We start from the raw sequence: 21,202 nt of genomic DNA on the forward strand, positions 1-21,202 counted from the left end.
CCTTAGGCCGGCGCGGCCTCGCCCGCGTCGCCGCGCCCGATGCGCCGGACCTCCAGCTGGCGGATGCGCTGCGCATCGGCGTCGGTCACGGCGAACTCGAACACGCCGTGGCGCAGCGTTTCGCCCACCACCGGCACCCGCCCCAGCTGCGCCAGCAGGAAGCCCGCGGCCGAGCTGTAGCTGTCGTCCTCGCTCACCAGCCCCTCGGTCCCGAGCATGCGTTCGAGCTGGTGCAGGTCGGCCGCGCCGGCCACGCGCCAGAGGTCCGGGCCCATGGCCTGGATCTCCAGCGCCTCGTCCTCGTCGGGGAACTCGCCCGCGATCGCCTCCAGCACGTCGATGGGCGTGACGATGCCCTGCAGGGTGCCGTACTCGTCGTGCACCAGCGCGACCTGGCCGCGCGCATTGCGAAGGGTGTCGATCAGGCCCATCACCGGCCCGCTCTCGGGCACGTAGATCGGCTGGCGCAGGTCGGTCAGCGGGTCGATGCGGCCGTGCGCGAGCAGCGCGCCCAGCAGGTCCTTGGCGCGCGCGATGCCCAGCACCTCGTCGAGCGAGCCGCGGCAGACCGGGAACATGCCGTGCGGCGTGTCGAGCAGCTGCTGGCGGATCGCCTCGGAGGGATCGTCGAGGTCGACCCAGGAGATGTCCGAGCGCAGCGTCATGATGGAGCTGACCTTGCGCTGCGCGAGCTTGAGCACGCCGCTGACCATGTCGCGCTCTTCGGGGGCGAACACCGCTTCGTCGCTGGCGACGGCCGTGTTCGACTCGGCACCCTCCGCCGCCCCCCGCCGCTGGCCGCCCAGCAGCCGTAGCACCGATTCGGCCGTGCGTTCGCGCAGCGGCCGGCGCGCCTGCTGCTTGGCGTAGTTGCGGCGCGCGAGCTGGTTGAAGAACTCGATCACGATCGAGAAGCCGATGGCCGCGTAGAGGTAGCCCTTGGGCAGGTGGAAGCCCAGGCCCTCGGCGACCAGGCTCAGGCCGATCATCAGGAGGAAGCTCAGGCACAGCACCACCACGGTCGGGTGCGCGTTGACGAAGCGCGTGAGCGGCTTGGACGCCAGCAGCATGATGCCGATCGAGATCACCACCGCCGCCATCATCACCGGCAGGTCGTTGACCATGCCCACCGCGGTGATCACCGCGTCGAGCGAGAACACCGCGTCGAGCACCACGATCTGCGCCACCACCAGCGAGAAGCCCGCATAGACCGGCGAGGCGGTGGCCGCGTGCGTCACGCCCTCGAGCCGCTCGTGCAGTTCGGTGGTGGCCTTGAACAGCAGGAACAGGCCGCCGCCCAGCAGGATCAGGTCGCGCCCCGAGAAGCCGTGGCCCCAGACCGAGAACAGCGGCGCGGTCAGCGTGACCAGCCACGAGATCACCGACAGCAGCGCCAGCCGCATCAGCAGCGCCAGGCTCAGGCCGATCACGCGCGCCCGGTCTCGCTGGTGCGGCGGCAGCTTCTCCGCCAGGATGGCGATGAAGATCAGGTTGTCGATGCCGAGCACGATCTCGAGCACGACCAGCGTGAGAAGACCGACCCAGGTGGCCGGGTTGGAAAGAAGTTCGATCATGGAAGAAGAGAAGACAGCGCGGCGCAGGAGGCGACGCACGAACGGCGGCGGCCCGGGATGGAGGATTCCATGCCGGGCGCGGGGAAGAACGGGGGAAAGGACGCGGGGGAAGGCGCTTGCAGGAGGCGATGCGGCGATCGCATCGCGTCAGGAGAAAGACGGGGGTCGCTGGCTCGGGCCAGCGCCGTACTGGGCGGCTCTGAAAGAGATGTCACCCGGAAAGTCTAGGGGCATTCCCCCCGCGACCAGAAAAGGCCCCGCATCACCCAAGGCCAAGGGCCGCCGGCCGCTCAGCGCTTGGTCGCGATCTCGCCGGTCGCGACCTGCGCCCGGAAGCGCTTGAGCACGGCCTTGAGCCGCCGCTCGTGGGCCACGCCCATGCGCACCATCATCTTCTGCCCGCTCGACAGCGATTCGAGCGCGGGATCGGCGAACTCGTAGCGCGTCCAGGGCCGGGTCGCGGTGAACTCGCCGCGCACCTCGGTCAGCTGGACGGGGACCGGGCCGCTGGGCTCGGGCGCGGCCAGCAGATGGTCGATGGTCGCCACCAGCCGGTCGTTGAAGTAGCGCCCCGGATAGCCCAGCTCCTCGTAGGCCTGCTGGAACAGGGGGTACAGGCGCGCGTAGAGCGCGGCCACGCGCTCCGCGTCGAGGGCCTCGGCCAGGGCCACGATGGCGTCGTAGCGCGCCGCATTGGCGGCGTCGATGTGCTGCGTCGGCCCGGCCGCACCCGTCACGCTGAAGTGCTCGGGCGTGGGCTGCACCGGCCACAGGCGCGACGGCGTCTGGGCCCGTGGCAGGTTGTCGACCGTGGCCACCACGCGGCGCACGAAGCCGTCGACGTTGAGCATCGCGGCCACGCGCTTGGCGCCCAGCCAGCCGTTGAGCGCCGAGGTGATCTGCGCGTCGGAGCCGGCCAGCGTGGGCAGCACCGCATCGGGCTCGGCCAGCGCGTCGATCGGGTTCTGGGGCTCGGTGGCGGCCGGCGGCGGCGGGGGCGCTGGCACATCGGCGGGTGCCGCGGCCGCGACCGGCGGTGGCGCGGGCGGCGGCTCGGCACGCTGCTGCCACCAGTACCAGCCACCACCCGCGGCGGCGATGGCGAGCAGCACCAGGATGACGATCTTCGAGGCCGAGCTCTCGCGCGCGGGCCGGAAGTCGGAAGGTTCGCGTTCGGGCATGAGGCAGTTCCTTGGTTCCATCGCCGCAGGCGCGGCAATGCAGTTCATTGGAAACCCTGCCTCGCCGCGGTGGCGTAACGCCGTGTGTAAGCCGCGGGCAACGCAGGGCATGGGCCTCGCCCTCCCATGGCCTACATGCTAGCGCCGTGAAGCGAGGGTCGGGCAAGACCATGACAAGGGTACGATGGCGGCCGGAAAGTTCCCTCCCCCCTGCTGCCATGAACCCTGCGAAGACCGGTCCGCTGTCCGCATGGGACCCCGCGGCGGACATCCCCCTGTACCGCCAGATCTACGAGCGCTTTCGCGGCGCGATCGCGAGCGGCCTGCTCAAGCCCGGCGACCGCATCCCCTCCGCGCGCGCGCTGACCCAGGAACTGGGCCTGGCACGCGGCACGATCGAAGCCGCCTACGCGCTGCTGGCGGCCGAGGGCTACACCCAGGCCCGCGGCCAGGCCGGGACCGTCGTCACGCCAGGGCTGAAGCCGCGCACCCCGCCTTCGCCCGAGGTGGCCGCCGCGCGCCATACGCCCGCGCTCGGTTTCCGTCCCGATACCGTGCTGCCCTTCCAGATGGGCCTGCCCGCGCTGGATGCCTTTCCGCGCAAGATCTGGGCGCGCCTGGGCGCGCGCTGCGTGCGCGCGATGCAGCCGATCGACATGGCGCATCCCAGCGTCTACGGCCTGCCCGCGCTGCGCGCCGAGATCGCGTCCTACCTGCAGGTGTCGCGGGGCATCCAGTGCGCGCCCTCGCAGGTCTTCCTGACCTCGGGCTACCGCCACAGCATCGAACTGATCGGGCTGGCCCTGCTCAAGGCCGGCGACCGCGTCTGGCTCGAAGACCCCGGCTACCCGCCGACCAAGGCCTTGCTGCAGCACCTGCGCATGGCCTGCGTGCCGGTGCCGGTCGATGCCGACGGCCTGGTCGTGTCCGAAGGCCTGCGCCTCGCGCCGCGGGCGCGCGCGGCGGTGGTCACGCCCGCGCACCAGAGCCCGCTGTGCGTGTCGCTGTCGCTGCCCCGGCGCATGGCGCTGCTGGACTGGGCCGCGCGCAACGAGGCCTGGATCATCGAAGACGACTACGACGGCGAGTACCGCTACGCGAGCCGCCCGCTGCCCGCGCTCAAGAGCCTGGACCGCGAGGGGCGCGTGCTCTATGCGGGCACCTTCAGCAAGGTGCTGTTCCCGAGCATCCGGCTGGCCTACCTGGTGGTGCCGCAGCCCCAGGTCGAGCGCTTCGAGCAGCTGCTCCAGACCTTCGCCGGCGGCAGCCCCGCGCTGACGCAGGCCATCGTCACGGCCTTCATCACCGAAGGCCACTTCGCCCGCCACATCCAGCGCATGCGCAAGCTCTACGCGGAGCGCCGCGACGCGGCCCGCGCGGGGCTGGAAAGCGTGCTCGGGTCGCGCATGCGCATCGATTCGCCGCCCGGCGGCATGCACCTGATCCTGCGTCTGCAGGGCCGGCGCTCGGACCGCAAGCTGGCGGCGCGCATGCGCGAGGCCGGCCTCTATGCGGAAGCGCTGACCCACTGGACCCAGGACCACCAGGGCAGCCCGGCCCTGCTGCTGGGCTTCACCAACATCGAATCGCGGCAGGCCGCGGAAGCGCTCGGGCGACGCATCCTGGACCTGATGTGAGGGCCCTCATGGCCCAACTGCAAACATCGATCATGGCTCTTTTGGCCTAGGCCAAGATTACGCACCATGGAGTCCTTTCCAACCGTCAAACACAAGGACTTTCCATGACGACCTCTCGCATCGACTACACCACTGTCTCGCCCGACATCTACAGGGCCTTCGGCGCCGTGCACACCGCCGTCCACAAGGGCAGCCTGCCCAAGGCGCTGATCGACCTGGTCTACCTGCGCGTGTCGCAGATCAACGGCTGCGCCTTCTGCATCGACATGCACTCCCGCGACCTGCTCAAGGCCGGCCTCGCGGTCGACAAGCTGGTGCTGGTGCCGGTGTGGCAGGAAGCCGGCGCGGTCTTCAGCGCCCGCGAACGTGCTGCGCTGGCCTGGGCCGAAAGCGTGACGCGCGTGGCCGACACCGGCGTGCCCGATGCGGACTACGCGGCGGCCGCGGCCGCCTTCGACAACAAGGAGCTGGCCGACCTGAGCTATGCGATCGCCTTGATGAACGCCTTCAACCGCTTCGGCGTTTCCTTCCGCATGGCGCCCGCTGCGGCCGTCGCAGCCGCCAGCGCCTGAGGCCGGAAGGCCACGGCGGCACCGAAAGTGCTTGGGGCTTGGCGGCACAATGCCCGCAACCCCTTCGCACCCGCCGCCATGGACATCGACTTCTCCCAGCTCACCGAGTACCAGCGCTACAAGCTCATGGCCAGCCTGATCGTGCCGCGGCCGATCGCGCTGGTCACCACGCTCGGGCCCGACGGCACCGTCAATGCCGCCCCCTTCAGCATGTTCAACATGGTCGGCGAGGAGCCGCCGATCGTGATGATCAGCCTCAACCGGCGCGACGACGCCTCGCTCAAGGACACGGCGCTCAACATCGTGCGCACCGGCGAGTTCGTGGTGCACATGGCCGACGAAGCCATCGCCGCGCAGATGCACCGCTGTGGCGAGCACCACCCGCCCCATGTGAGCGAGCTCGACGTGGTCGGCTTCACCGCGCTGCCCAGCAAGGTGGTCGCGCCGCCGCGCATCGCCGAGGCGCCGGTGGCCTTCGAGTGCACGCTGTTCGAGACCATGGAGACCGCGAGCCGTCAGGTCTTCATCGGCCAGGTGCGCTGGATGCATGCGCGCGACGAACTGATCGACACCGACACCTGGCGCGTGCGGCTCGAGCACTACCTGCCGGTGGCGCGCTTCGGTGCGAGTTTCTACACGCGCACGCGCGAGCGTTTTGCGATCGAGGACATCGCCAGCGCCCCCGGCACCGCGGTGGCGCCGATGGACCCCGTCTGACAAGGCGCCCGGGCCGCTGCCGCTAGCATCGGGCCATGCATTCCTCTTCCGCCTGCCGTGCGCCCGCGCACCGTCCGTGGGGCACGCCAGCCGGCATGGCCTTGTCCTTGCTGCTCGCCCTGTGCGTGTGGGTGCTGCCCTTGCCGGCTGCGGCCAAGCGCATCGCGGTGCCGGCGCGGCAGTCGCTGGTGACCGACCTCACGGGCACGCTGAACCCGAACCAGGTCGCCGCGCTGCGAGAGAAGCTCGATGACTTCCAACGTGACCACCAGGCCCAGCTCGCGGTGCTGGTGGTGCCGACCACCGGCGAGGACAGCATCGAGTCCTTCGCCACCCGCGTGTTCGACAGCTGGAAGCTGGGCAGCGCCAAGGACAACGACGGCCTGCTGCTGCTGGTCGCCTTGAAGGACCGGCGCATGCGCATCGAGGTCGGCCAGGGGCTCGAGGGCCAGGTGCCCGACGTGCTGGCGGGCCGCATCGTCGACCAGCAGATGATGCCGCGCTTCAAGCAGCAGGATTACTACGGCGGCATCGACGGCGCCGTCGATGCACTCATCGAGCGTCTGGGCGGCGGCTTCGTGGTGCCGCCCTCGGCCATGGGCCAGGACCCGCAGCTCGGCGAGGTGATCGACACACCGGGCGAGCCCTACGAGGTCGAGGTCGAGACCCGCTCGGGCGTCACGCCCTTCGGCTGGGCCTTCATCGCGGTGCTGCTCACCGCCATCGGCGCGGCCAGTTGGCGCTGGCGTTTCGCGCGGCGCCTCTTCGCGGGCCTCGGCCTGCTCGCCGGCGTGATCACCGCATCGGTGATGCACTTCGGCGGCAGCGAGACGCTGACCGGCATCGGCGTGGTGCTGGGCAGCGCCGTCGCGCTGTTCCTGCTGACCCTGGTCGCCGTGGGCATGCGCATGGCTTGGCGCCAGGGCTTCGCTTCCTTCGCCATCCGCTGGGCGATCGTGCTGGGCCTGACCGCCTACGTCGCCTGGGAGAACCCCGGCGAGTGGATTCCGGCGGCGATGGCCTTCGGCATCTCGATGCTGTTCGCCTTCTTTCCGGGCAGCGTCGGCGGCAGCAGCGACGGCGACGACGATTCCGACAGCGGCTGGAGCAGCTCCAGTTCGTCCAGCTCCTCCTCGTCCAGCAGCAGCTCGTCGAGCAGCAGCAGCAGCAGTGGCGGCTCGAGCAGCGGCGGCGGCGCGTCGGGCAGCTGGTAGACCGCGGCCGCCGGATCAGACCAGCCGCAGGTCCTTCGCGCTCACGCCGCCGAACACATGGTCGAGCTGCGCGGGCGACAGCCCGTACATGCGCGCGAACAGGCCGGCGAAGACCGCGCGGTACTCGTTGAGCACCGGGTGGTCGCGGTTCTGGAACAGCGCCGCGGGCTGCGTGAGCGCGAGCTGTTCGCCCACCACGCGGCCGCCCGCCTGTGCATCCAGCCCGCCGCCCAGCACCCAGTAGACCGTGCCGTGCCCGTGGTCGGTGCCCTTGTTGCCGTTCTCGCGGAAGGTGCGGCCGAACTCGCTGATCACCACCACCACGGTGTCGCGCCAGGCGCTCTCGCCCATCGCATCGGCAAAACCGGCCAGGCCGCGGCCCAGTTCCTCGAAGCGGTTGGCGAGGTAGCCGGTGCCCGCGCCCTGCCCCACGTGCGTGTCCCAGCCGCCGACGTCGACGAAGCCGAGGTCGAAGCGCTCCTGCATCAAGCGCGCCATGCGCTGGGCCACGAGTTCGAAGCCCTTGGCCGTCATCGCATTGCGGCTGGCCGCGTCCATCTCGGCCTTGACCGCGCGCAGCACCTCGTCGCGCACCGCGAAGCCCTCGGCCACGGGCTGGGCAAGCGCGGTGCCGCGGTACATCGATTCGATCACCTGGCTCTGGCGCGCGTCGATGCCCTGGCGGCCGACGTTGCCCAGCGCCATGTTGGCGGCCTGCGCATCGCCGCGCAGCGAGATCGGCAACTGGTCGGTGAAGGCGATGGGCGACACCGCCGTGAGCGGGCCCGCGCCCAGCACGCCGGCCAGCCGGTTGAGGAAGCCCGAGCGGTAGTCGCGACGGCGGTCGAGCGCCTGGCCGAGCTCGATCGAATCCTGCGTCTCGAAGTGGCTGCGCGTGAGGTCGTCGGTGCCGGCAAAGGGAATGAAGGCCGCCTGCTTCTTCTGGAACAGCGGCATCACGCTGGACGCCAGCGCGGGGTGCAGGCCCCAGTCGGCGTCGAGCGCCAGCGCGCCGTTGGCCTCGCCCGGCCGCGGCACCGCAATGCCGGGGCGCGAAGCGCGGTAGAAGTCGCCGGCCGCGCCCGAGATCGGCACCAGCAGGTTGGCGCAGTCGTAGGCGCCGCGCAGGAACACCACCAGCAGCTTGGCGCCCTCCGCCGCGGGCGCGGCCATCAGGCGGCCCGCGCCACCGGCCAGCGGTGCGGCGGCGGCCAGCATCTTCAACAGATCACGGCGTTGCATGGCGAGTCCTTTCAACGATGGTTGAACTCGGGGGACGCGAGAAAGAAGGTGTTCCAGTCGGGCGGCGAGCCCGCCTGCGCCAGTGCCGCGCGCGTGGCCTGGCTCAGCGCCGCCATCTCCGTGCGCACCACCGGCGAGGCGGCCAGCGCCGGGTACGGCGGCTTCTCCAGCGGCGCCTTGTCGCCGGCGCGGAACAGCACCGCGCCGCTGGCGCCGATGGCCCGTGCGATCTCGAAGCGCGTGGCCATCTGGCCGGCGCTGGCCCAGGCGTCCTGCGTGAGCGCATAGCCGTCGGGCGTCTCGTGGCCGTAGAGCGGCTGCCCCATGCGGTTGAGCCAGCCCAGCATCGGCGCCACGTCGGACACCACCCGGTCGCCATAGGCCAGGCGCACGCCGCCGACCACGTAATGCACCGGGTCGCGGAACTTGCGGCCCAGCGAGGCCGCGAACTCGGGCGATTCGAACAGCGTGGTCAGCACCGCGGCGATGTCGCCGTCGCTGCGCAGGAAGGTCGCGCTCATGCGCTCGACCAGCGCGGGCGGCGGTGCATCGGCCACGAAGTAGATCGCCAGCTTGCGCGAGACGAAGCGCGCGGTGGCCGGGGCCCGCGCCAGGCGGTCGAGCGCTTCGTCGGCTTCGGCCAGCCCGCGCTGCGTGATCGGCGCACCCAGCAGGGTCTTGGCGCCCTCGTCGTGCCGCGCGGGGTTGAACTCGAACAGACCCTGGCGCACATAGGCGGCCTGCTGGGCAACAGGCAGACGCGGCGGCGGGCCGTCGTCGCGCAGGGTCACGCCCAGGCCGCTGAGCACGCGTGCCAGCGACTGCACGTCGGCCTGCGAATAGCCGCTGCCCACGCCCAGCGTGTGCAGTTCCATCAGCTCGCGCGCGTAGTTCTCGTTGAGCCGCCCGCCCGCGTTCTGCGCGTTGTCGAGGTAGCGCAGCATCGCGGGATGCCGCACCGTGGCGCCCAGCAGGTCGCGAAAGCGGCCCAGTGCGTGCGGGCGGATGGCCGCCTCCTCGTAGTCGCCGACCAGTTCGCGCAAGCCGCCCTTGCGCGTGCTCACGTTGAAGTGGTTCGTCCAGAACCAGGTCATCTGCTCCTGCAGCTGGTTGGGCGAATAGAGCGCGCGCAGCAAAAAGCGCTGCTGCGCCTCGCGGCTCAATTGGTTGAGCGCCTGCTGGTAGGCCTGGCGCGCCGCGGTCTTGGCGTCGTCGTCGCTCAGCGCCTCGGCGGCCTTGCGCTGGGCCTCGAGTTCGCGCGCCAGGCGGTCGATCGGCGTGGTGCTGATGCGCATCGCATCGATCTGGGCCTGCGCGGCGGCCGGCAGCACGGCCGGGCCCGGGTGCAGTTGCGCGCCGAGCCAGCGCGGCACGCCCATGGCTTCGACCGTCTGCGCATCGGCCGGGTTCGCGCCCCAGCTCACGCGGTCCAGCCATTGCAGCCGGGCTGCCGCATCGACGGGGTCGGCGGCCAGCCGGGGCACGGGCACCGTGCCGCAGGCGGCGAGCAGCACGGCCGCGAGCGCGACGCCCGGACGGAAAATCGACAGACGGATCGATGGCATGCCGTACTCAACCTTTCGCACATCGCTCAGGTTGACACGGCCATGTCAACGCCCGGTGAAGCCCGGTGACAAGCCGTCGCCGGCTCAGGCCTGCAGGGTCTTGTGCGCCGTCGCCTCGCCGGCGATCTGCCGCAGCGCGCGCTCGAACACCTCGACCGGCTGGCCGCCCGAGATCAGGTGCTGGTCATTGATGATGATCGCGGGCACCGAGCGGATGCCGGCCTCGGTGTAGAGCTGCTCGCGCTGGCGGGTTTCCTCGGCGTATTCGTCGCTCTCGAGGATCGCGCGGGCGCGCACCGGGTCGAGGCCGACCTCGGTCACGGCGCGCAGCAGCACCTCGATGTCGGAAGGGTTCTCGCCATCGGTGAAGTAGGCCTGCAGCAGCCGCTTCTTGAGCGCCTTCTGCTGCGCTTCGCCCTCGAGCTCGGCCCAGTGCAGCAGCCGGTGCGCGTCGAAGGTGTTCCAGATGCGCTTGCGCTTGCCCTGGCCGAAGGTGAAGCCGACCGCGGCGCCGCGTTGGCGGATCGCCTCGGCGTTGGTCTGCGCCTGCTCGGCCGAGATGCCGTACTTGCGCGTCAGGTGCTCGATGGTGTCCTCACCCTCGCGCGCCATCTGCGGGTTGAGCTCGAAAGGCTGGAAATGCAGTTCGGCCGTGACCTCGGGCGCGACCCGCGCCAGCGCGCTTTCCAGCGCGGTCAGGCCGATGGCGCACCAGGGGCAGGACACATCGGAAACGAAATCGATCTTGAGGCGGGCGGTCATCGGCGGGCTCTTCCAGGCAGGGACAAGCCGCCATGATGGCGCGAGGTACGCCGCCGCTGCCGGGGGCCCGGGCGATCACCCCACCGCCGCAGCGGGTCATTCCTCGCTGGTCCACTCCACCTGCACGCCCAGGCTGCGCAGGTTCTCGACGAAATGCGGGTGGGCGCGGCGGATCGGCGTGGCGTTGCGGATCTCGGAGCGGCCCTCGATGCTGGCGGCCACCATGAACAGCGCGATCGCCACCCGGATGATGTAGGGGCTCTCGACCACCGCCGGCGTCAGCGGTCCGCCGCCGAAGGTGATGAGCCGGTGCGGGTCGGACGAGAACACATGGGCACCGAACTTCGACAGCTCGCCGGTCCAGCCCAGCGCGCCGTCGTAGACCTTGTTCCAGAACATCGCGTTGCCCTGCGCCCGCACGCCCAGCGCGATGAAGATCGGCAGCAGGTCGACCGGGAAGTAGGGCCAGGGCGCGGCCTCGACCTTGGTCAGCACGTTGCTGGTGAAGGGCGTCTGCACGCGCAGCGCGCCCGGCGTGCTGGCGCGCGACCAGCCGTCTTCATGGGTGATCTTGACGCCGAACTTGGCGAAGGTGCGGTCGATCAGCGGGAAGTTGCCGGGCGCGGTATTGCGCACCACCACATCGCCGCCGGTGATTGCGCCCAGCGCGAGGAAGGTGGTGATCTCGTGGAAGTCCTCGTCGAAGCGGAACTCGCCGCCGCCCAGCCGGACCCCTCCATGCACGGTGAGCCGCGAGGTGCCGATGCCCTCGATGCGCGCGCCGAGCGCGACCATGAAGCGGCAGAACTCCTGCACATGCGGCTCGGACGCGGCGTTGGTCAGCGTCGAGGTGCCCTCGGCCGCCGAGGCGCAGAGCACGAAGTTCTCGGTGGTGGTGACCGAGGCGTAGTCGAGCCAGTGGTCCACCGGCCGCAGCGGCCCCGCGCGCACGATCAGCGAACCGTCGGCGCGCTCGACCTCGGCACCGAAGTGCCGGAACACCTCGACGTGCGGATCGATCTCGCGCACGCCCAGCGTGCAGCCCTTGACGTTGTCCTCGAGCCGCGCCACGCCGAAGCGTGCCAGCAACGGCGGCACCAGCATGATCGACGAGCGCATCTCCTCGGGCAGCCGGTGGCGCACCGCATCGAAGGTGGTCTCGCGATGGTGCAGCTGCAGCGTGCCGCTCGCATGGTCCATCTCGACCTGGCTGCCCAGCGTGCGGAAGATGTCGAGGATCTTGCGCACGTCGGTGATGTCGGGCACGCCCAGCAGCCGCAGCGGCTCGGTGCTGAGCAAGGTGGCGCAGAGCACCGGCAGCACGGCGTTCTTGTTGGCCGAGGGCGTGATGCGGCCGCTGAGCGGGCGGCCGCCGTGGACGATGAGGTTGGACATGGGACTAAGGGAAAAGTGAAGGCGCGCCGGCTCAGAGGCTGCGCCAGAAATCGGTCAGAAGGGTCACGAACTCGACGGGCTTTTCGACCGCGCTCACATGCGCCGCATCGATGCTCGCGCGCTTCGCGTGCGGGATGGCTTCGGCGATCTGCGCCGACATCGCGGGCGGCGTGGCCAGGTCCTGCGCGCCGTCGATCACCAGCGTCGGCACCGTGATGCGGCGGTTGCTGGCACGGAAGTCGATGCCGGCCACGGCCTTGCAGCTCTCGACGTAGCCGGCCGCATCGGTGGCCACCAGCATGCTGCGCAGCGCGGCGGCCGCGGCCGTGCCTTCGGGCGTGGCGCGCCAGGCGGGCGTGAGCCAGCGCTCGACCGCGCCGTCGGCGATGTCCTGCACGCCGTGGGCCTGCACGCGCGCCACGCGGGCCTGCCAGGTCGAGACGTCGGGATAGTGCGCGCTCGAGTTCGCGATGACCACGTCGCGCAGCAGCTCGGGCCGCTGCAGGGCCAGCGCCTGCGCGGTCATGCCGCCCATCGACAGGCCGACGAAATGCACCGGCTCGCCGCCGGCCTCGCGCTCGATCAGCGCGGCCGCGTCGTCGGCCAGGGCCTCGACGGAGAACGGCGCCGCCGGTGAGGCCGAGCCGCCGTGGTGGCGGTGGTCGTAGCGGATCACGGTGTGGGCACGCGCCAGCAGCGCGGCCACGCCGTCCCACATGTGCAGGTTGCAGCCGAGCGCATGGCTCAGCACGACGATCGGGCCTTCGCCTTCGCGCAGGACATTCAATGGAATCATGGTGCGATCTCTTTACGGACGGAGGTGACAGGCAGCCGGGGCAGCCAGAAGAAGGCGATGAGCATCAGCGAGGCGCCGGCCAGCGCCATCGGCACCACCATCGGCCAGGCGCCGTTGGACGAGGCCGGGTCGATGAAGGTGGCGGCGGTCTGCCCGACCACGAAACCCGCCACCATCATGCCGAAGCCCGACCACGACACCGCGCGCCCGGCCAGGTGCGGCAGGTCGCCCACCGCGCCGGCCTGGCCGCAGGGTTGATGGATGCCGTGGCCCAGGCAATAGACGCCGTGGCCCAGCAGCAGCGGCCAGACCGACAGCGGCAGCAGCCAGCAGCCCAGCGCCGCCAGCAGCGGGCCGGCCAGGCTCAGCGTGGCGCCCAGTTGCACGGTGCGCACCGCGCCGCGCCGGCGCAGCAGGCGTCGGCACATCGTGGTGCTGAAGATGTAGACCAGCGAGCCGCCCGCGGGGATCCAGCCGTACTGGATCGGCGTGAGCCCGAGGTAGCCGATGTAGACCATGGGCGACAGCAGCAGGAAGGAGAAGATGCCCGCGTAGGTGCTGGCCGCGACCGAGGCCCAGGCGCGAAAGCTTGCGCTGGCGAACACCTCGCGCAGGCTTCCCTTGGGCGCGGCGGCCGCCCCGGCCACCGGGGGCCGCAGCGTCTCGCCGAACCAGCGGTGGCACATCGCCCACAGCACCAGCGCATAGACGGCCATGCCGCCCAGCACCCAGCGCCAGCCCAGTTCCTCGACCGCGAAGGCGCCCATCACCGGCGCGAACAGCGCGACGATGCCCAGGCCCGTGAGGCCGCGCGCCATGATGTGCGGGCCCTCGTGCGCCGGGTACAGGTCGCGCACCGCGGCGCGCGCGCAGACCAGGATCGCGGCCATCGCGAAGCCGTGCAGCACGCGCAGCGCCACCAGCCAGGCCATGCTGGGCGCGAACACGCCGCCGGCCGAGGCCAGCGCGTAGAGGGCAAGGCCGCCCAGCAGCACCGGCCGGCGACCGATGCGGTCGGCCAGCGGGCCGCAGGCCAGCTGCGCGAAGCCGAAGGCCAGCACGAAGGCGGTCAGGCTGGCGCTGGCCGAGCCCAGGTCGCGCGCGATCTCGGGCAGGGCCGGCAGGTAGCTGTCGGTGGCCACGGGCTGGGCCGCGAGCAGCAGCGGCAGCAGCAGCGCGAAGGAGATCGCCGGCGATGGCGCCGAAGGGGGGGCGCCCGCGGCCGCACTCACTTCGGCAGGTCCGAGAGCAGGCCTTTTTCGCGCAGGATCGCGGTCGCGATGCCGAAGCCATGGTTGGCCACCGGCACGCCGCAGTAGATGGCCGCCATCATCAGCACTTCCTTGATGTCGTCGGGCGTGAGCCGCGACTCGGGCGGGCCGTCGAGCGCGGAGCGCACGTGCATCGCGAACTCCTCGTAGGCATGGGTGCCCAGCATCATCGACAGCACCATGTAGCGGCGCGTCTTGTCGCCCAGCGCGGGCCGGCCCCAGATGTCGTTCCAGGCATGGCGCGTGATGAGTTCCTGGAACTCGGCGTTGAAGTCGGTGCGCTTGGCCAGCGACTGGTCGACCCAGGCATCGCCCAGCACGCGGCGGCGCTGCAGCAGGCCGCGCTCGTAGTCGCTCGGCGCGGAAGAAGGGGAAGAGATGCTGTCGTCGCTCATGGCGAAACGTCCTTGGAAGTGGGTGCGCGAAGGGTGTCGAGGCGGCCCCGCAGGTCCTGCAGCTGCGCGCGGGCGATCTCGGCGGCGCCCTCGGCCAGCGCCGGGTCGAACCATTCGTCGGCGGCCTCGGGCGGGAGTTCGGCGCGCAGCCGGTCGATCTGGGCGCGCATCCGCGCGGCATCGACCTGCAGCCGCGGCAGCGCGCCGGCCAGGGCGCGAGTTGCGCCCTGCACCGTGGTCCAGAGCTGCGGCCAGGCCGCCAGTTCGGCCTGCCAGGGGCCCAGCGCGCGCTGGTGCTGCTGCGACATCGCGGCCAGCAGCGCCGCGACCTGCTGCGGCGCGCGTTGCGCGGCGGCCAGCGCGACCATCGAGGCCACGGGATTGCGCTTGTGCGGCATGGCCGAGGAGCCGCCACGGCCTGGCTCGCTGCCTTCGGTGACCTCGCCGACCTCGTACTGGCCCAGCAGCGACAGGTCGAGCGCGATCTTGCCCAGGCTGCCGGCCAGCAGGCCCAGTTCGCAGCCCAATGCCACCGCCTCGTCGCGCTGGGTGTGCCAGGTGGCGCCGGGGTCGCGCAGCTGCAGCGCGGCGGCGAGGCGGGCCCGCACCGCGGCGCCCTGCCCTTTCATCTGTGCCAGCGTGCCGACCGCGCCGCCCAGCTGCAGCTGCAGCGCGCGCGCCGCGATCTCCTGCAAGCGCTCGCGGCTGCGCAGCAGCGGCGCCGCCCACTGCGCGCACACCAGGCCGAAGCTGGTGACCGAGGCCGGCTGCATCAGCGTGCGCGCCAGCATGGGTGTGGCGGCATGGGTGTGCGCGTGATCGAGCAAGGCCGCGATCGCGGCATCGAGATCGGTTTCCAGCAGCGCCAGCGCCTCGCGCATCGTCAGCGCCAGCGCGGTGTCGATCACGTCCTGGCTGGTGCCGCCCAGGTGCACGAAGGGCAAGGCCTCGGGATGGCGCTCGGCCACCCGGGCCTTGAGCGCCAGCACCAGCGGGATCGCGAGGCTGCCGGCGCGGCCGCTGTCGCGCGCGATCTGCGCGGGGTCGAACAGCGCGGGGTCGCAGCAGGCGGCGATGGCTTCGGCCGCGGCCGCGGGGACCAGGCCCACGCCCGCTTGCGCGCGCGCCAGTTCGGCCTCGAAGCGCAGCATCGCGCCGACGACCGAAGGGCCCTCGAAGACCGCCTGGATCTCGGGGTTGGACAGAAGGGCGTCGAAGATGCTCATGGAAGAAGGCGTTTCGGGTGCCCGCATTGTGAACGCGGGCCGCCGCCCCCTGCTCAGCGTCGGGTACCGAAAGGAATCTGGCCGCGCCAGTAGCGCAGCGTGAGCCAGCCGCCCAGGATGCCGCCCAGGTGCGCGAAATGCGCCACGCCGCTCATGCTGCCGGTCACGCCCAGGAACAGTTCGATCAGGCCGTAGAGCAGCACGAACAGCCAGGCCGGCATCGGGATCGGCGGGATCAGCGGCACGATGCGGCGGTGGGGGAACAGCATCGCGAAGCCCAGCAGCAGGCCGAACAGGCCGCCCGAGGCGCCCACCGTGGGCGCGCCGCTGCCGCTCCAGGCCGCGACCGCGAGCTGGGCCAGCGCGGCGAACAGCACGCTCACGAAGTAGAAGACCAGGAAGCGCTTCGGGCCCCAGACGCGCTCGAGCTCGGCGCCGAACATGAACAGGCCGAACATGTTGAACACCAGGTGCGACATGCCGCCGTGCAGGAAGGCGTAGCTCAGCACCTGCCAGGGCATGAAGCCGCCCGAATCGACGGGCCACAGCGCGAACATCGCCAGGCCGTCGACGCCGAGCGACTGCATCAGGAAAACGACCACGCAGCTGAGGATCAGCGCCTGGGTGGCGGGCGGCATGGCAAACATCGGGGCTCCGTTTCTGGGGTCTGGGTCTGGATCAGGGAAGAAGGCGCACGGTGCGACTCAGGCCGCGGCGCGAGGTTCCGGCGCCGGGCCCGAAGTGCCCGCCTCGGCCAGCACCATGCGCCAGGCGCACAGCGTGCCCAGCACCGCGAGCACCGAGGCGGCCGCGAACATCGCGCCGAAGCCGAAGCGGCTGGCCAGCGCCCCGCCGGCCAGCACGCCGGCCACGCCGCCGATGCCGTAGCCGACCACGGTGAACAGCGCCTGGCCGCGGCCGCGCAGCCGGCCCGGAAAATGGCGCGTGACCAGCGCGATGCAGGTCGTGTGATGGGCCGCGAAGCTCAGGCCGTGCAACAGCTGCGCGACCACAATGGCCCACAGCCACTGCCCCGCCGCCCCGGTGAGGGCCATGCGCGCGATCGCCACCACGCTGCAGATCAGCAGCCAGCGCGCCATCGGGAAGCGGCCGATGATCCGGCCCTGCACGAAGAACCAGCCGACCTCGGTCACGATCGACAGCGCCCACAGCGCGCCGATCACGCCCTTGCCGTAGCCCAGCGAATCGAGGTAGAGCGAGAGAAAGCCGTAGATCGAGAAATGCGCCGTGATGTGCAGGCACAGCGAGGCCAGGAACCAGCGCACCGCGGGCTGGCGCAGCACCGGGCCGACCGGCATGCGCGCCTCGTCGTGCGCGGCCGGCGGCTCGCGCACGTCGGGCAGGCGCCAGGCGGCCCACAGCACCAGCGCCAGCGTGATCGCGGCCCAGGCGGGGAAGTGGCCCATGCCGAAGCGATCGAACCATTCGCCCGCGACCGAGACCGTGAGCAGGAAGCCGGCCGAGCCCCAGAGTCGGATCCGGCCATAGCGCCCCCAATCGCCCGCCACCAGCTGCGCCATCGCGGCTTCGGTCAGCCCCATCATCGAACTGGTGTGGGTGAACAGCAGCAGCAGCACGAAGCCGATCCACCAGGCATTGCCCGGCACCCAGAGGCCGAAGGACACGGCCAGCGCGATCGCCGCGCTGATGCGCAGCAGCCGCACGCGCTCGCCGGTGTGGTCGCTCAGCGCGCCCCAGGCATAGGGCGCGAACACGCGGGTGAAGGACTGCACCGCCGCCAGCAGGCTGATGGTGAAGATCGGCAGCCCCTGGTCCTTGAGCCACAGCGGCAGGTAGGGGTTGAAGAAGCCGATGTGCGCGAAATAGCTCGCCGACAGCGCGGCGAACGCCAGCAGGTGACCGCGGCCCCCCGCGGGGGACGGCGGGGGTGGCGCGGTGGCCACTAGAGGAAGGAGGCCTGCAGCGGTGCCGCGGGTGCTTCGGTGTCGGCCGGGGCCTTTTCGCCGTTCTGTGCGCGCTGGCGCAGCGCATGTTCCATCACCACCAGCGCCAGCATCGCCTCGGCGATCGGCGTGGCGCGGATGCCCACGCAGGGGTCGTGCCGGCCCTTGGTCACGACCTCGACCGGCTGGTTGTTCACGTCGATGGACTGGCGCGGGCTGATGATCGAGCTGGTCGGCTTGATCGCGATGCTCACCTCCAGGTCCTGCCCGGTGCTGATGCCGCCGAGCACGCCGCCTGCGTTGTTGCTCGCGAAGCCGTCGGGCCGGATCGAATCGCCGTGCGTGGTGCCGCGCTGCGCGACGCTGGCGAAGCCGGCGCCGATCTCCACGCCCTTGACCGCGTTGATGCCCATCATCGCGAAGGCGATGTCGGCATCGAGCTTGTCGAACAGCGGCTCGCCCAGGCCGACCGGCACCTTCGAGGCGGTCACGCGGATGCGTGCGCCGCAGGAGTCGCCGGCCTTGCGCAGCGCGTCCATGTAGGCCTCGAGCGCCGACACGTCGGCCACGGGCGCGAAGAAGGGGTTGTTGGGCACGTGCTGCCAGTCCTCGAAGGGAATCACGGTCTCGCCGATCTGCGTCATGCAGCCGCGGAACACCGTGCCGTACTTCTCGAACAGCCATTTTTTGGCCACCGCGCCGGCCGCCACCATCGGCGCCGTGAGCCGGGCCGAGGAGCGCCCACCGCCGCGCGGATCGCGGATGCCGTACTTCTTCCAGTAAGTGAAGTCGGCATGGCCGGGCCGGAACTGCTCGGCGATGGCGCCGTAGTCCTTGCTGCGCTGGTCGGTGTTCTGGATCAGCAGCGCGATCGGCGTGCCGGTGGTCTTGCCCTGGTAGACGCCCGACAGGATCTGCACCGCGTCGGGCTCGTTGCGCTGCGTGACGTGGCGGCTGGTGCCGGGGCGGCGACGGTCGAGGTCGCCCTGGATGTCGGCCTCGGTCAGGGCCATGCCGGGGGGACAGCCGTCGATCACGCAGCCGATGGCCGGGCCGTGCGACTCACCGAAGTTGGTGACCGCGAAGAGATTGCCGAAAGTGTTGCCGCTCATGGCGGAGGATTATCCCCACAATGGCGCGCACTTCAGCCGACCCGCGCATCCATCCGCTGGATCAGCTCGCCTATTTGCAGGTCGATGGCGAACAGCCGCTCGTTGAGGATCGCGGTCTGCAGCCGCAGCGCTTCGACGATGGCGCGGGTCTGCGGGTCGGGCGCGTTGTCGACCAGCACCGACAGTTCGTGCAGCTTCTTGCGCAATTCGTTGCTCATGCAATGCCTTTCGTGGGGGCTGGATGTGGCGACCAGTATCGGTGCGGCGCGAAACGCAGGTCAATCCGGAAGCACCCCGGAAGCACCCTGGAAACTGGAAACGTGGAAACGCCAGAATTTCAGAACTTCTTGAAGCTTCAGCACCAACGCGCAACAATCACGGCATGCCCAGCACCAGCAGCCCTCCCCTCGAGCTCCCGCCCCTCAACCGCCAGTTCGTCGCCCACTTCGGCGAGATGGGCAGCAAGTGGGGCATCAACCGCACCGTTGGCCAGATCTATGCGCTGATCTTTTTATCGGAGCGTGCGCTCAACGCCGACGAGATCTCCGAGCTGCTGGCCTTCTCGCGCTCCAACGTGAGCATGGGTTTGAAGGAACTGCAGGCCTGGCGGCTGGTGCGCCTGCGCCATCAGTCCGGCGACCGCCGCGAGTACTTCGAAGCGCCGTCGGATGTCTGGGAGATCTTCCGCGTGCTCGCCGAGGAGCGCCGCCGCCGCGAGATCGAACCCACGCTGTCGATGCTGCGCATGGCGCTGCTCGAGGAACCCACCTCGGCCGAGGAGCGCCATGCCCAGCAGCGCATGCGCGAGATGCACGACCTGATCGACCGGCTGATGAAGTGGTTCGACGACGTGCAGCGCCTGGCGCCCGAGACCGCCATGCAGCTCATGGGCATGGGCGCGACCGTGACCAAGGTGCTGGGGCTCAAGGACCGGTTGACGGGCGGGGGCAAGCGGGGGAAGGCGGCCGAGAAGTAGGCTGCGCGCCGCAGGGGTCCACTTCCGCGACGCGCCAAAAGCTGACGCCGTCATGGCGATCGAGCCGGCAATCAACAGCAGCCGGACGGGTAGAAGCGGCCTGGCCGGTACGCGTTGTTTGCATGCGTCGGCCGAACACAGGAGCGTTTTGAATGTCCGAGACCCACAAGGCAATTCTGCAGAAGGCCAATGCGGCCATCACCCGAGGCGACTGCGAGGGCTTCCTCGCCCTCTGCACCGAGGACACGACCTGGACCTTCGTCGGCGACAGGACACTGCGCGGCAAGCAGGCCGTGCGCGAGTGGATGGCCATCGCCTACAAGGAGCCGCCCCGCTTCGAGGTGCATCGCCTGATCGCCGAGGGCGACGCGCTCGCGGCTCTCGGGGATATCCTGCTGAAGGACGAAGAAGGCAAGACCAGCCGCCACGCGTATTGCGATGTCTGGCGCTTTCGCGACGGCAAGATGGCCGACCTGCAAGCCTTCGTGATCGAGGCCCGTCTGGAAGAAGGCGATGAACTCGCGCAAGGGGGCTGACAACCCGGTACACGCGCCACGCGCCACGCGGCAGGCCCCGGCTCGGCGCGGAAGCGCCCGACTCACTGGATGACGGCGAAGAACTGACCCGAGGACCCCCAGCTCATACCGTCATTTGTAATAGCCACATCGATGAAGCAACCGTAGGGGCCCGTCAGTGCCGGCGTACCGGAGAGGATGCCGGTGGCGGTGTTCAGACCATGCCAGGTGGCAGATCGCACTGTCCGGCCCGCGCCGCGTAAGACTTGGCATCGAGAAACGGCTCCAGTTTGAATGGCTGGCTGACGTAGGCAGCCTGGTAGGAATTGCTCGACCCCGAGCCGCCCGTGTTCAGGTAACTGAAGCTCGCAACGCTGACGTTCGCGCGGCGCGGCGCCCACACTGCTCGAATGGCGCCTCGTCCGTTTCTTGCGGATGGCATGCGATGCAGACATTCCAGCCAGGAGCACACCGTGGACAGAGAGGCAAGGGGTGTCCGTTCGACGACCATGACGCAGGTGGCGAGTGGCCTCGGCCCCCCACGCGTATCGGCCCGGTCGGCGGCCCCGCGATGATGCGGAACGGCGAGCTTCGCGTCCTGGCCACCTTCATCGGCTGGCGCGGGCTGCCGTGGGTCGCACTGGCCAGCAACAGCCTGAATCCGGTCTTTCGCCTTGAAAGCGGGCAGTTGGTGTTCCGCGTGCTGCGCCTGCGGCAGCGGCCTCATGCGGAGGTGCGCGAAGTCGATGTGCGCTCGACCCACGGCACCTTCAATCTGATCTTCACGTTCCGCGACGCGCGCCTGACCTTCGTGGGCAACGTCGGCACCGCCGCCCGCGGCGCGGCCGCCTTGGCACGGCTGCCCGCCAGCGTCCCTCTGTCCGAGCGTGCGCGTGCTGCGCTGCAGCCGCCACCGGCTTGACCGGTCCGTCAACAGCCGGCTACAAGCGCTCCTGATTCCGGGACGGTTCAGGCGTCTCGAACTTGTCGCGGCGAATCGCTTCGTCGTCCATCAGCTCGTACCACATCGCATTGAGCACCGCGAAGGTGGCTGCCAGCGGCAGCCCCAGGATCCAGGCGAAGTACCACATCTGTCAGTCCTTTCCGAACCTCTCGGTTCTCGTTGC

At 70.4% G+C, this 21,202-nt stretch carries 22 protein-coding genes; 7 read left to right on the forward strand and 15 right to left on the reverse strand.

Annotated elements, in window-relative coordinates:
* Positions 1 to 2: 2 nt before the first annotated feature.
* Positions 3 to 1,571 (reverse strand): TerC family protein, encoded by a 1,569-nt coding sequence (locus tag A9977_RS20060; RefSeq protein WP_183026773.1) that lies wholly within the window; start codon positions 1,569 to 1,571, stop codon positions 3 to 5.
* A 293-nt stretch (positions 1,572 to 1,864) separates the two neighbouring features.
* Positions 1,865 to 2,755 carry a DUF3014 domain-containing protein gene (locus tag A9977_RS20065; protein WP_183026640.1) on the reverse strand — a complete coding sequence of 297 codons (891 nt, stop codon included), beginning with the start codon at positions 2,753 to 2,755 and terminating at the stop codon, positions 1,865 to 1,867.
* A gap of 218 nt (positions 2,756 to 2,973) precedes the next feature.
* On the opposite strand from A9977_RS20065, the gene A9977_RS20070 reads away from it, so the two are divergent.
* From A9977_RS20070 to A9977_RS20085, 4 genes are all read left to right on the forward strand, one after another.
* Entirely contained in the window at positions 2,974 to 4,392 is a 1,419-nt protein-coding gene (locus tag A9977_RS20070) for a PLP-dependent aminotransferase family protein (RefSeq protein WP_183026641.1), read from the forward strand.
* Positions 4,393 to 4,496: 104 nt separating this feature from the next.
* Complete coding sequence (locus A9977_RS20075) at positions 4,497 to 4,964, forward strand: carboxymuconolactone decarboxylase family protein (protein WP_183026642.1); 468 nt, start codon at positions 4,497 to 4,499, stop codon at positions 4,962 to 4,964.
* A gap of 78 nt (positions 4,965 to 5,042) precedes the next feature.
* Positions 5,043 to 5,681 (forward strand): flavin reductase family protein, encoded by a 639-nt coding sequence (locus A9977_RS20080; RefSeq protein ID WP_183026643.1) that lies wholly within the window; start codon positions 5,043 to 5,045, stop codon positions 5,679 to 5,681.
* A 35-nt stretch (positions 5,682 to 5,716) separates the two neighbouring features.
* Positions 5,717 to 6,895: a YgcG family protein gene (locus tag A9977_RS20085; protein WP_183026644.1), complete on the forward strand. Its 1,179-nt coding sequence runs from the start codon at positions 5,717 to 5,719 to the stop codon at positions 6,893 to 6,895.
* 15 nt (positions 6,896 to 6,910) lie between these two features.
* On the opposite strand, the gene A9977_RS20090 is transcribed toward A9977_RS20085, so the two are convergent.
* The 12 genes from A9977_RS20090 to A9977_RS20145 form a co-directional block, all read right to left on the reverse strand.
* Positions 6,911 to 8,137 (reverse strand): DUF1501 domain-containing protein, encoded by a 1,227-nt coding sequence (locus A9977_RS20090; protein ID WP_183026645.1) that lies wholly within the window; start codon positions 8,135 to 8,137, stop codon positions 6,911 to 6,913.
* A gap of 11 nt (positions 8,138 to 8,148) precedes the next feature.
* Positions 8,149 to 9,702 carry a DUF1800 domain-containing protein gene (locus A9977_RS20095; RefSeq protein ID WP_183026646.1) on the reverse strand — a complete coding sequence of 518 codons (1,554 nt, stop codon included), beginning with the start codon at positions 9,700 to 9,702 and terminating at the stop codon, positions 8,149 to 8,151.
* Between the two features lie 84 nt (positions 9,703 to 9,786).
* Entirely contained in the window at positions 9,787 to 10,464 is a 678-nt protein-coding gene (locus tag A9977_RS20100) for a DsbA family oxidoreductase (RefSeq protein ID WP_183026647.1), read from the reverse strand.
* A 96-nt stretch (positions 10,465 to 10,560) separates the two neighbouring features.
* On the reverse strand, positions 10,561 to 11,859 hold the full coding sequence (locus A9977_RS20105; protein ID WP_183026648.1) for a UDP-N-acetylglucosamine 1-carboxyvinyltransferase: 1,299 nt from the start codon (positions 11,857 to 11,859) through the stop codon (positions 10,561 to 10,563).
* Positions 11,860 to 11,890: 31 nt separating this feature from the next.
* Positions 11,891 to 12,655: an alpha/beta fold hydrolase gene (locus tag A9977_RS20110; RefSeq protein ID WP_183026649.1), complete on the reverse strand. Its 765-nt coding sequence runs from the start codon at positions 12,653 to 12,655 to the stop codon at positions 11,891 to 11,893.
* Positions 12,652 to 13,887, reverse strand: coding sequence for an MFS transporter (locus tag A9977_RS20115; RefSeq protein ID WP_310936171.1), 1,236 nt, complete (start codon positions 13,885 to 13,887; stop codon positions 12,652 to 12,654). The genes A9977_RS20110 and A9977_RS20115 overlap by 4 nt, the downstream gene beginning before the upstream one ends.
* Positions 13,884 to 14,321 (reverse strand): carboxymuconolactone decarboxylase family protein, encoded by a 438-nt coding sequence (locus A9977_RS20120; RefSeq protein ID WP_183026650.1) that lies wholly within the window; start codon positions 14,319 to 14,321, stop codon positions 13,884 to 13,886. The genes A9977_RS20115 and A9977_RS20120 overlap by 4 nt, the downstream gene beginning before the upstream one ends.
* Positions 14,318 to 15,547 (reverse strand): 3-carboxy-cis,cis-muconate cycloisomerase, encoded by a 1,230-nt coding sequence (gene pcaB / locus A9977_RS20125; protein WP_183026651.1) that lies wholly within the window; start codon positions 15,545 to 15,547, stop codon positions 14,318 to 14,320. The genes A9977_RS20120 and pcaB overlap by 4 nt, the downstream gene beginning before the upstream one ends.
* A 53-nt stretch (positions 15,548 to 15,600) precedes the next feature.
* Entirely contained in the window at positions 15,601 to 16,194 is a 594-nt protein-coding gene (locus A9977_RS20130; RefSeq protein WP_183026652.1) for a rhomboid family intramembrane serine protease, read from the reverse strand.
* A 57-nt stretch (positions 16,195 to 16,251) separates the two neighbouring features.
* On the reverse strand, positions 16,252 to 17,472 hold the full coding sequence (locus A9977_RS20135) for an MFS transporter (RefSeq protein WP_183026653.1): 1,221 nt from the start codon (positions 17,470 to 17,472) through the stop codon (positions 16,252 to 16,254).
* Positions 17,472 to 18,584, reverse strand: coding sequence for a chorismate synthase (gene aroC / locus A9977_RS20140; protein ID WP_183026654.1), 1,113 nt, complete (start codon positions 18,582 to 18,584; stop codon positions 17,472 to 17,474). Before aroC ends, A9977_RS20135 begins: the two co-directional genes overlap by 1 nt.
* Before the next feature lie 32 nt (positions 18,585 to 18,616).
* On the reverse strand, positions 18,617 to 18,802 hold the full coding sequence (locus tag A9977_RS20145) for a hypothetical protein (RefSeq protein WP_183026655.1): 186 nt from the start codon (positions 18,800 to 18,802) through the stop codon (positions 18,617 to 18,619).
* Between the two features lie 164 nt (positions 18,803 to 18,966).
* On the opposite strand from A9977_RS20145, the gene A9977_RS20150 reads away from it, so the two are divergent.
* From A9977_RS20150 to A9977_RS20160, 3 genes are all read left to right on the forward strand, one after another.
* On the forward strand, positions 18,967 to 19,560 hold the full coding sequence (locus A9977_RS20150) for a GbsR/MarR family transcriptional regulator (protein ID WP_183026656.1): 594 nt from the start codon (positions 18,967 to 18,969) through the stop codon (positions 19,558 to 19,560).
* Between the two features lie 152 nt (positions 19,561 to 19,712).
* Positions 19,713 to 20,096 carry a nuclear transport factor 2 family protein gene (locus A9977_RS20155; protein ID WP_183026657.1) on the forward strand — a complete coding sequence of 128 codons (384 nt, stop codon included), beginning with the start codon at positions 19,713 to 19,715 and terminating at the stop codon, positions 20,094 to 20,096.
* 550 nt (positions 20,097 to 20,646) lie between these two features.
* Positions 20,647 to 20,997 (forward strand): hypothetical protein, encoded by a 351-nt coding sequence (locus A9977_RS20160; protein WP_183026658.1) that lies wholly within the window; start codon positions 20,647 to 20,649, stop codon positions 20,995 to 20,997.
* 19 nt (positions 20,998 to 21,016) lie between these two features.
* On the opposite strand, the gene cydX is transcribed toward A9977_RS20160, so the two are convergent.
* A complete protein-coding gene (gene cydX, locus A9977_RS20165) occupies positions 21,017 to 21,166 on the reverse strand; it encodes a cytochrome bd-I oxidase subunit CydX (protein ID WP_183026659.1) in 150 nt (49 codons plus the stop codon).
* Between the last annotated feature and the right edge of the window lie 36 nt (positions 21,167 to 21,202).

Source organism: Variovorax sp. UMC13 (assembly GCF_014170375.1).
Classification (GTDB): domain Bacteria; phylum Pseudomonadota; class Gammaproteobacteria; order Burkholderiales; family Burkholderiaceae_C; genus Variovorax.

Bases quoted from the DNA above. Each gene is read 5' to 3' on its own strand.
- A9977_RS20150 (WP_183026656.1), top strand. From the start codon at position 18,967: ATGCCCAGCACCAGCAGCCCTCCCCTCGAGCTCCCGCCCCTCAACCGC.
- A9977_RS20145 (WP_183026655.1), bottom strand. From the start codon at position 18,802: ATGAGCAACGAATTGCGCAAGAAGCTGCACGAACTGTCGGTGCTGGTC.
- A9977_RS20065 (WP_183026640.1), bottom strand. From the start codon at position 2,755: ATGCCCGAACGCGAACCTTCCGACTTCCGGCCCGCGCGCGAGAGCTCG.
- A9977_RS20095 (WP_183026646.1), bottom strand. From the start codon at position 9,702: ATGCCATCGATCCGTCTGTCGATTTTCCGTCCGGGCGTCGCGCTCGCG.
- A9977_RS20120 (WP_183026650.1), bottom strand. From the start codon at position 14,321: ATGAGCGACGACAGCATCTCTTCCCCTTCTTCCGCGCCGAGCGACTAC.
- A9977_RS20085 (WP_183026644.1), top strand. From the start codon at position 5,717: ATGCATTCCTCTTCCGCCTGCCGTGCGCCCGCGCACCGTCCGTGGGGC.
- A9977_RS20090 (WP_183026645.1), bottom strand. From the start codon at position 8,137: ATGCAACGCCGTGATCTGTTGAAGATGCTGGCCGCCGCCGCACCGCTG.
- A9977_RS20110 (WP_183026649.1), bottom strand. From the start codon at position 12,655: ATGATTCCATTGAATGTCCTGCGCGAAGGCGAAGGCCCGATCGTCGTG.
- A9977_RS20155 (WP_183026657.1), top strand. From the start codon at position 19,713: ATGTCCGAGACCCACAAGGCAATTCTGCAGAAGGCCAATGCGGCCATC.
- cydX (WP_183026659.1), bottom strand. From the start codon at position 21,166: ATGTGGTACTTCGCCTGGATCCTGGGGCTGCCGCTGGCAGCCACCTTC.
- aroC (WP_183026654.1), bottom strand. From the start codon at position 18,584: ATGAGCGGCAACACTTTCGGCAATCTCTTCGCGGTCACCAACTTCGGT.
- A9977_RS20105 (WP_183026648.1), bottom strand. From the start codon at position 11,859: ATGTCCAACCTCATCGTCCACGGCGGCCGCCCGCTCAGCGGCCGCATC.
- A9977_RS20130 (WP_183026652.1), bottom strand. From the start codon at position 16,194: ATGTTTGCCATGCCGCCCGCCACCCAGGCGCTGATCCTCAGCTGCGTG.
- A9977_RS20070 (WP_183026641.1), top strand. From the start codon at position 2,974: ATGAACCCTGCGAAGACCGGTCCGCTGTCCGCATGGGACCCCGCGGCG.
- A9977_RS20160 (WP_183026658.1), top strand. From the start codon at position 20,647: ATGATGCGGAACGGCGAGCTTCGCGTCCTGGCCACCTTCATCGGCTGG.
- A9977_RS20080 (WP_183026643.1), top strand. From the start codon at position 5,043: ATGGACATCGACTTCTCCCAGCTCACCGAGTACCAGCGCTACAAGCTC.
- pcaB (WP_183026651.1), bottom strand. From the start codon at position 15,547: ATGAGCATCTTCGACGCCCTTCTGTCCAACCCCGAGATCCAGGCGGTC.
- A9977_RS20075 (WP_183026642.1), top strand. From the start codon at position 4,497: ATGACGACCTCTCGCATCGACTACACCACTGTCTCGCCCGACATCTAC.
- A9977_RS20100 (WP_183026647.1), bottom strand. From the start codon at position 10,464: ATGACCGCCCGCCTCAAGATCGATTTCGTTTCCGATGTGTCCTGCCCC.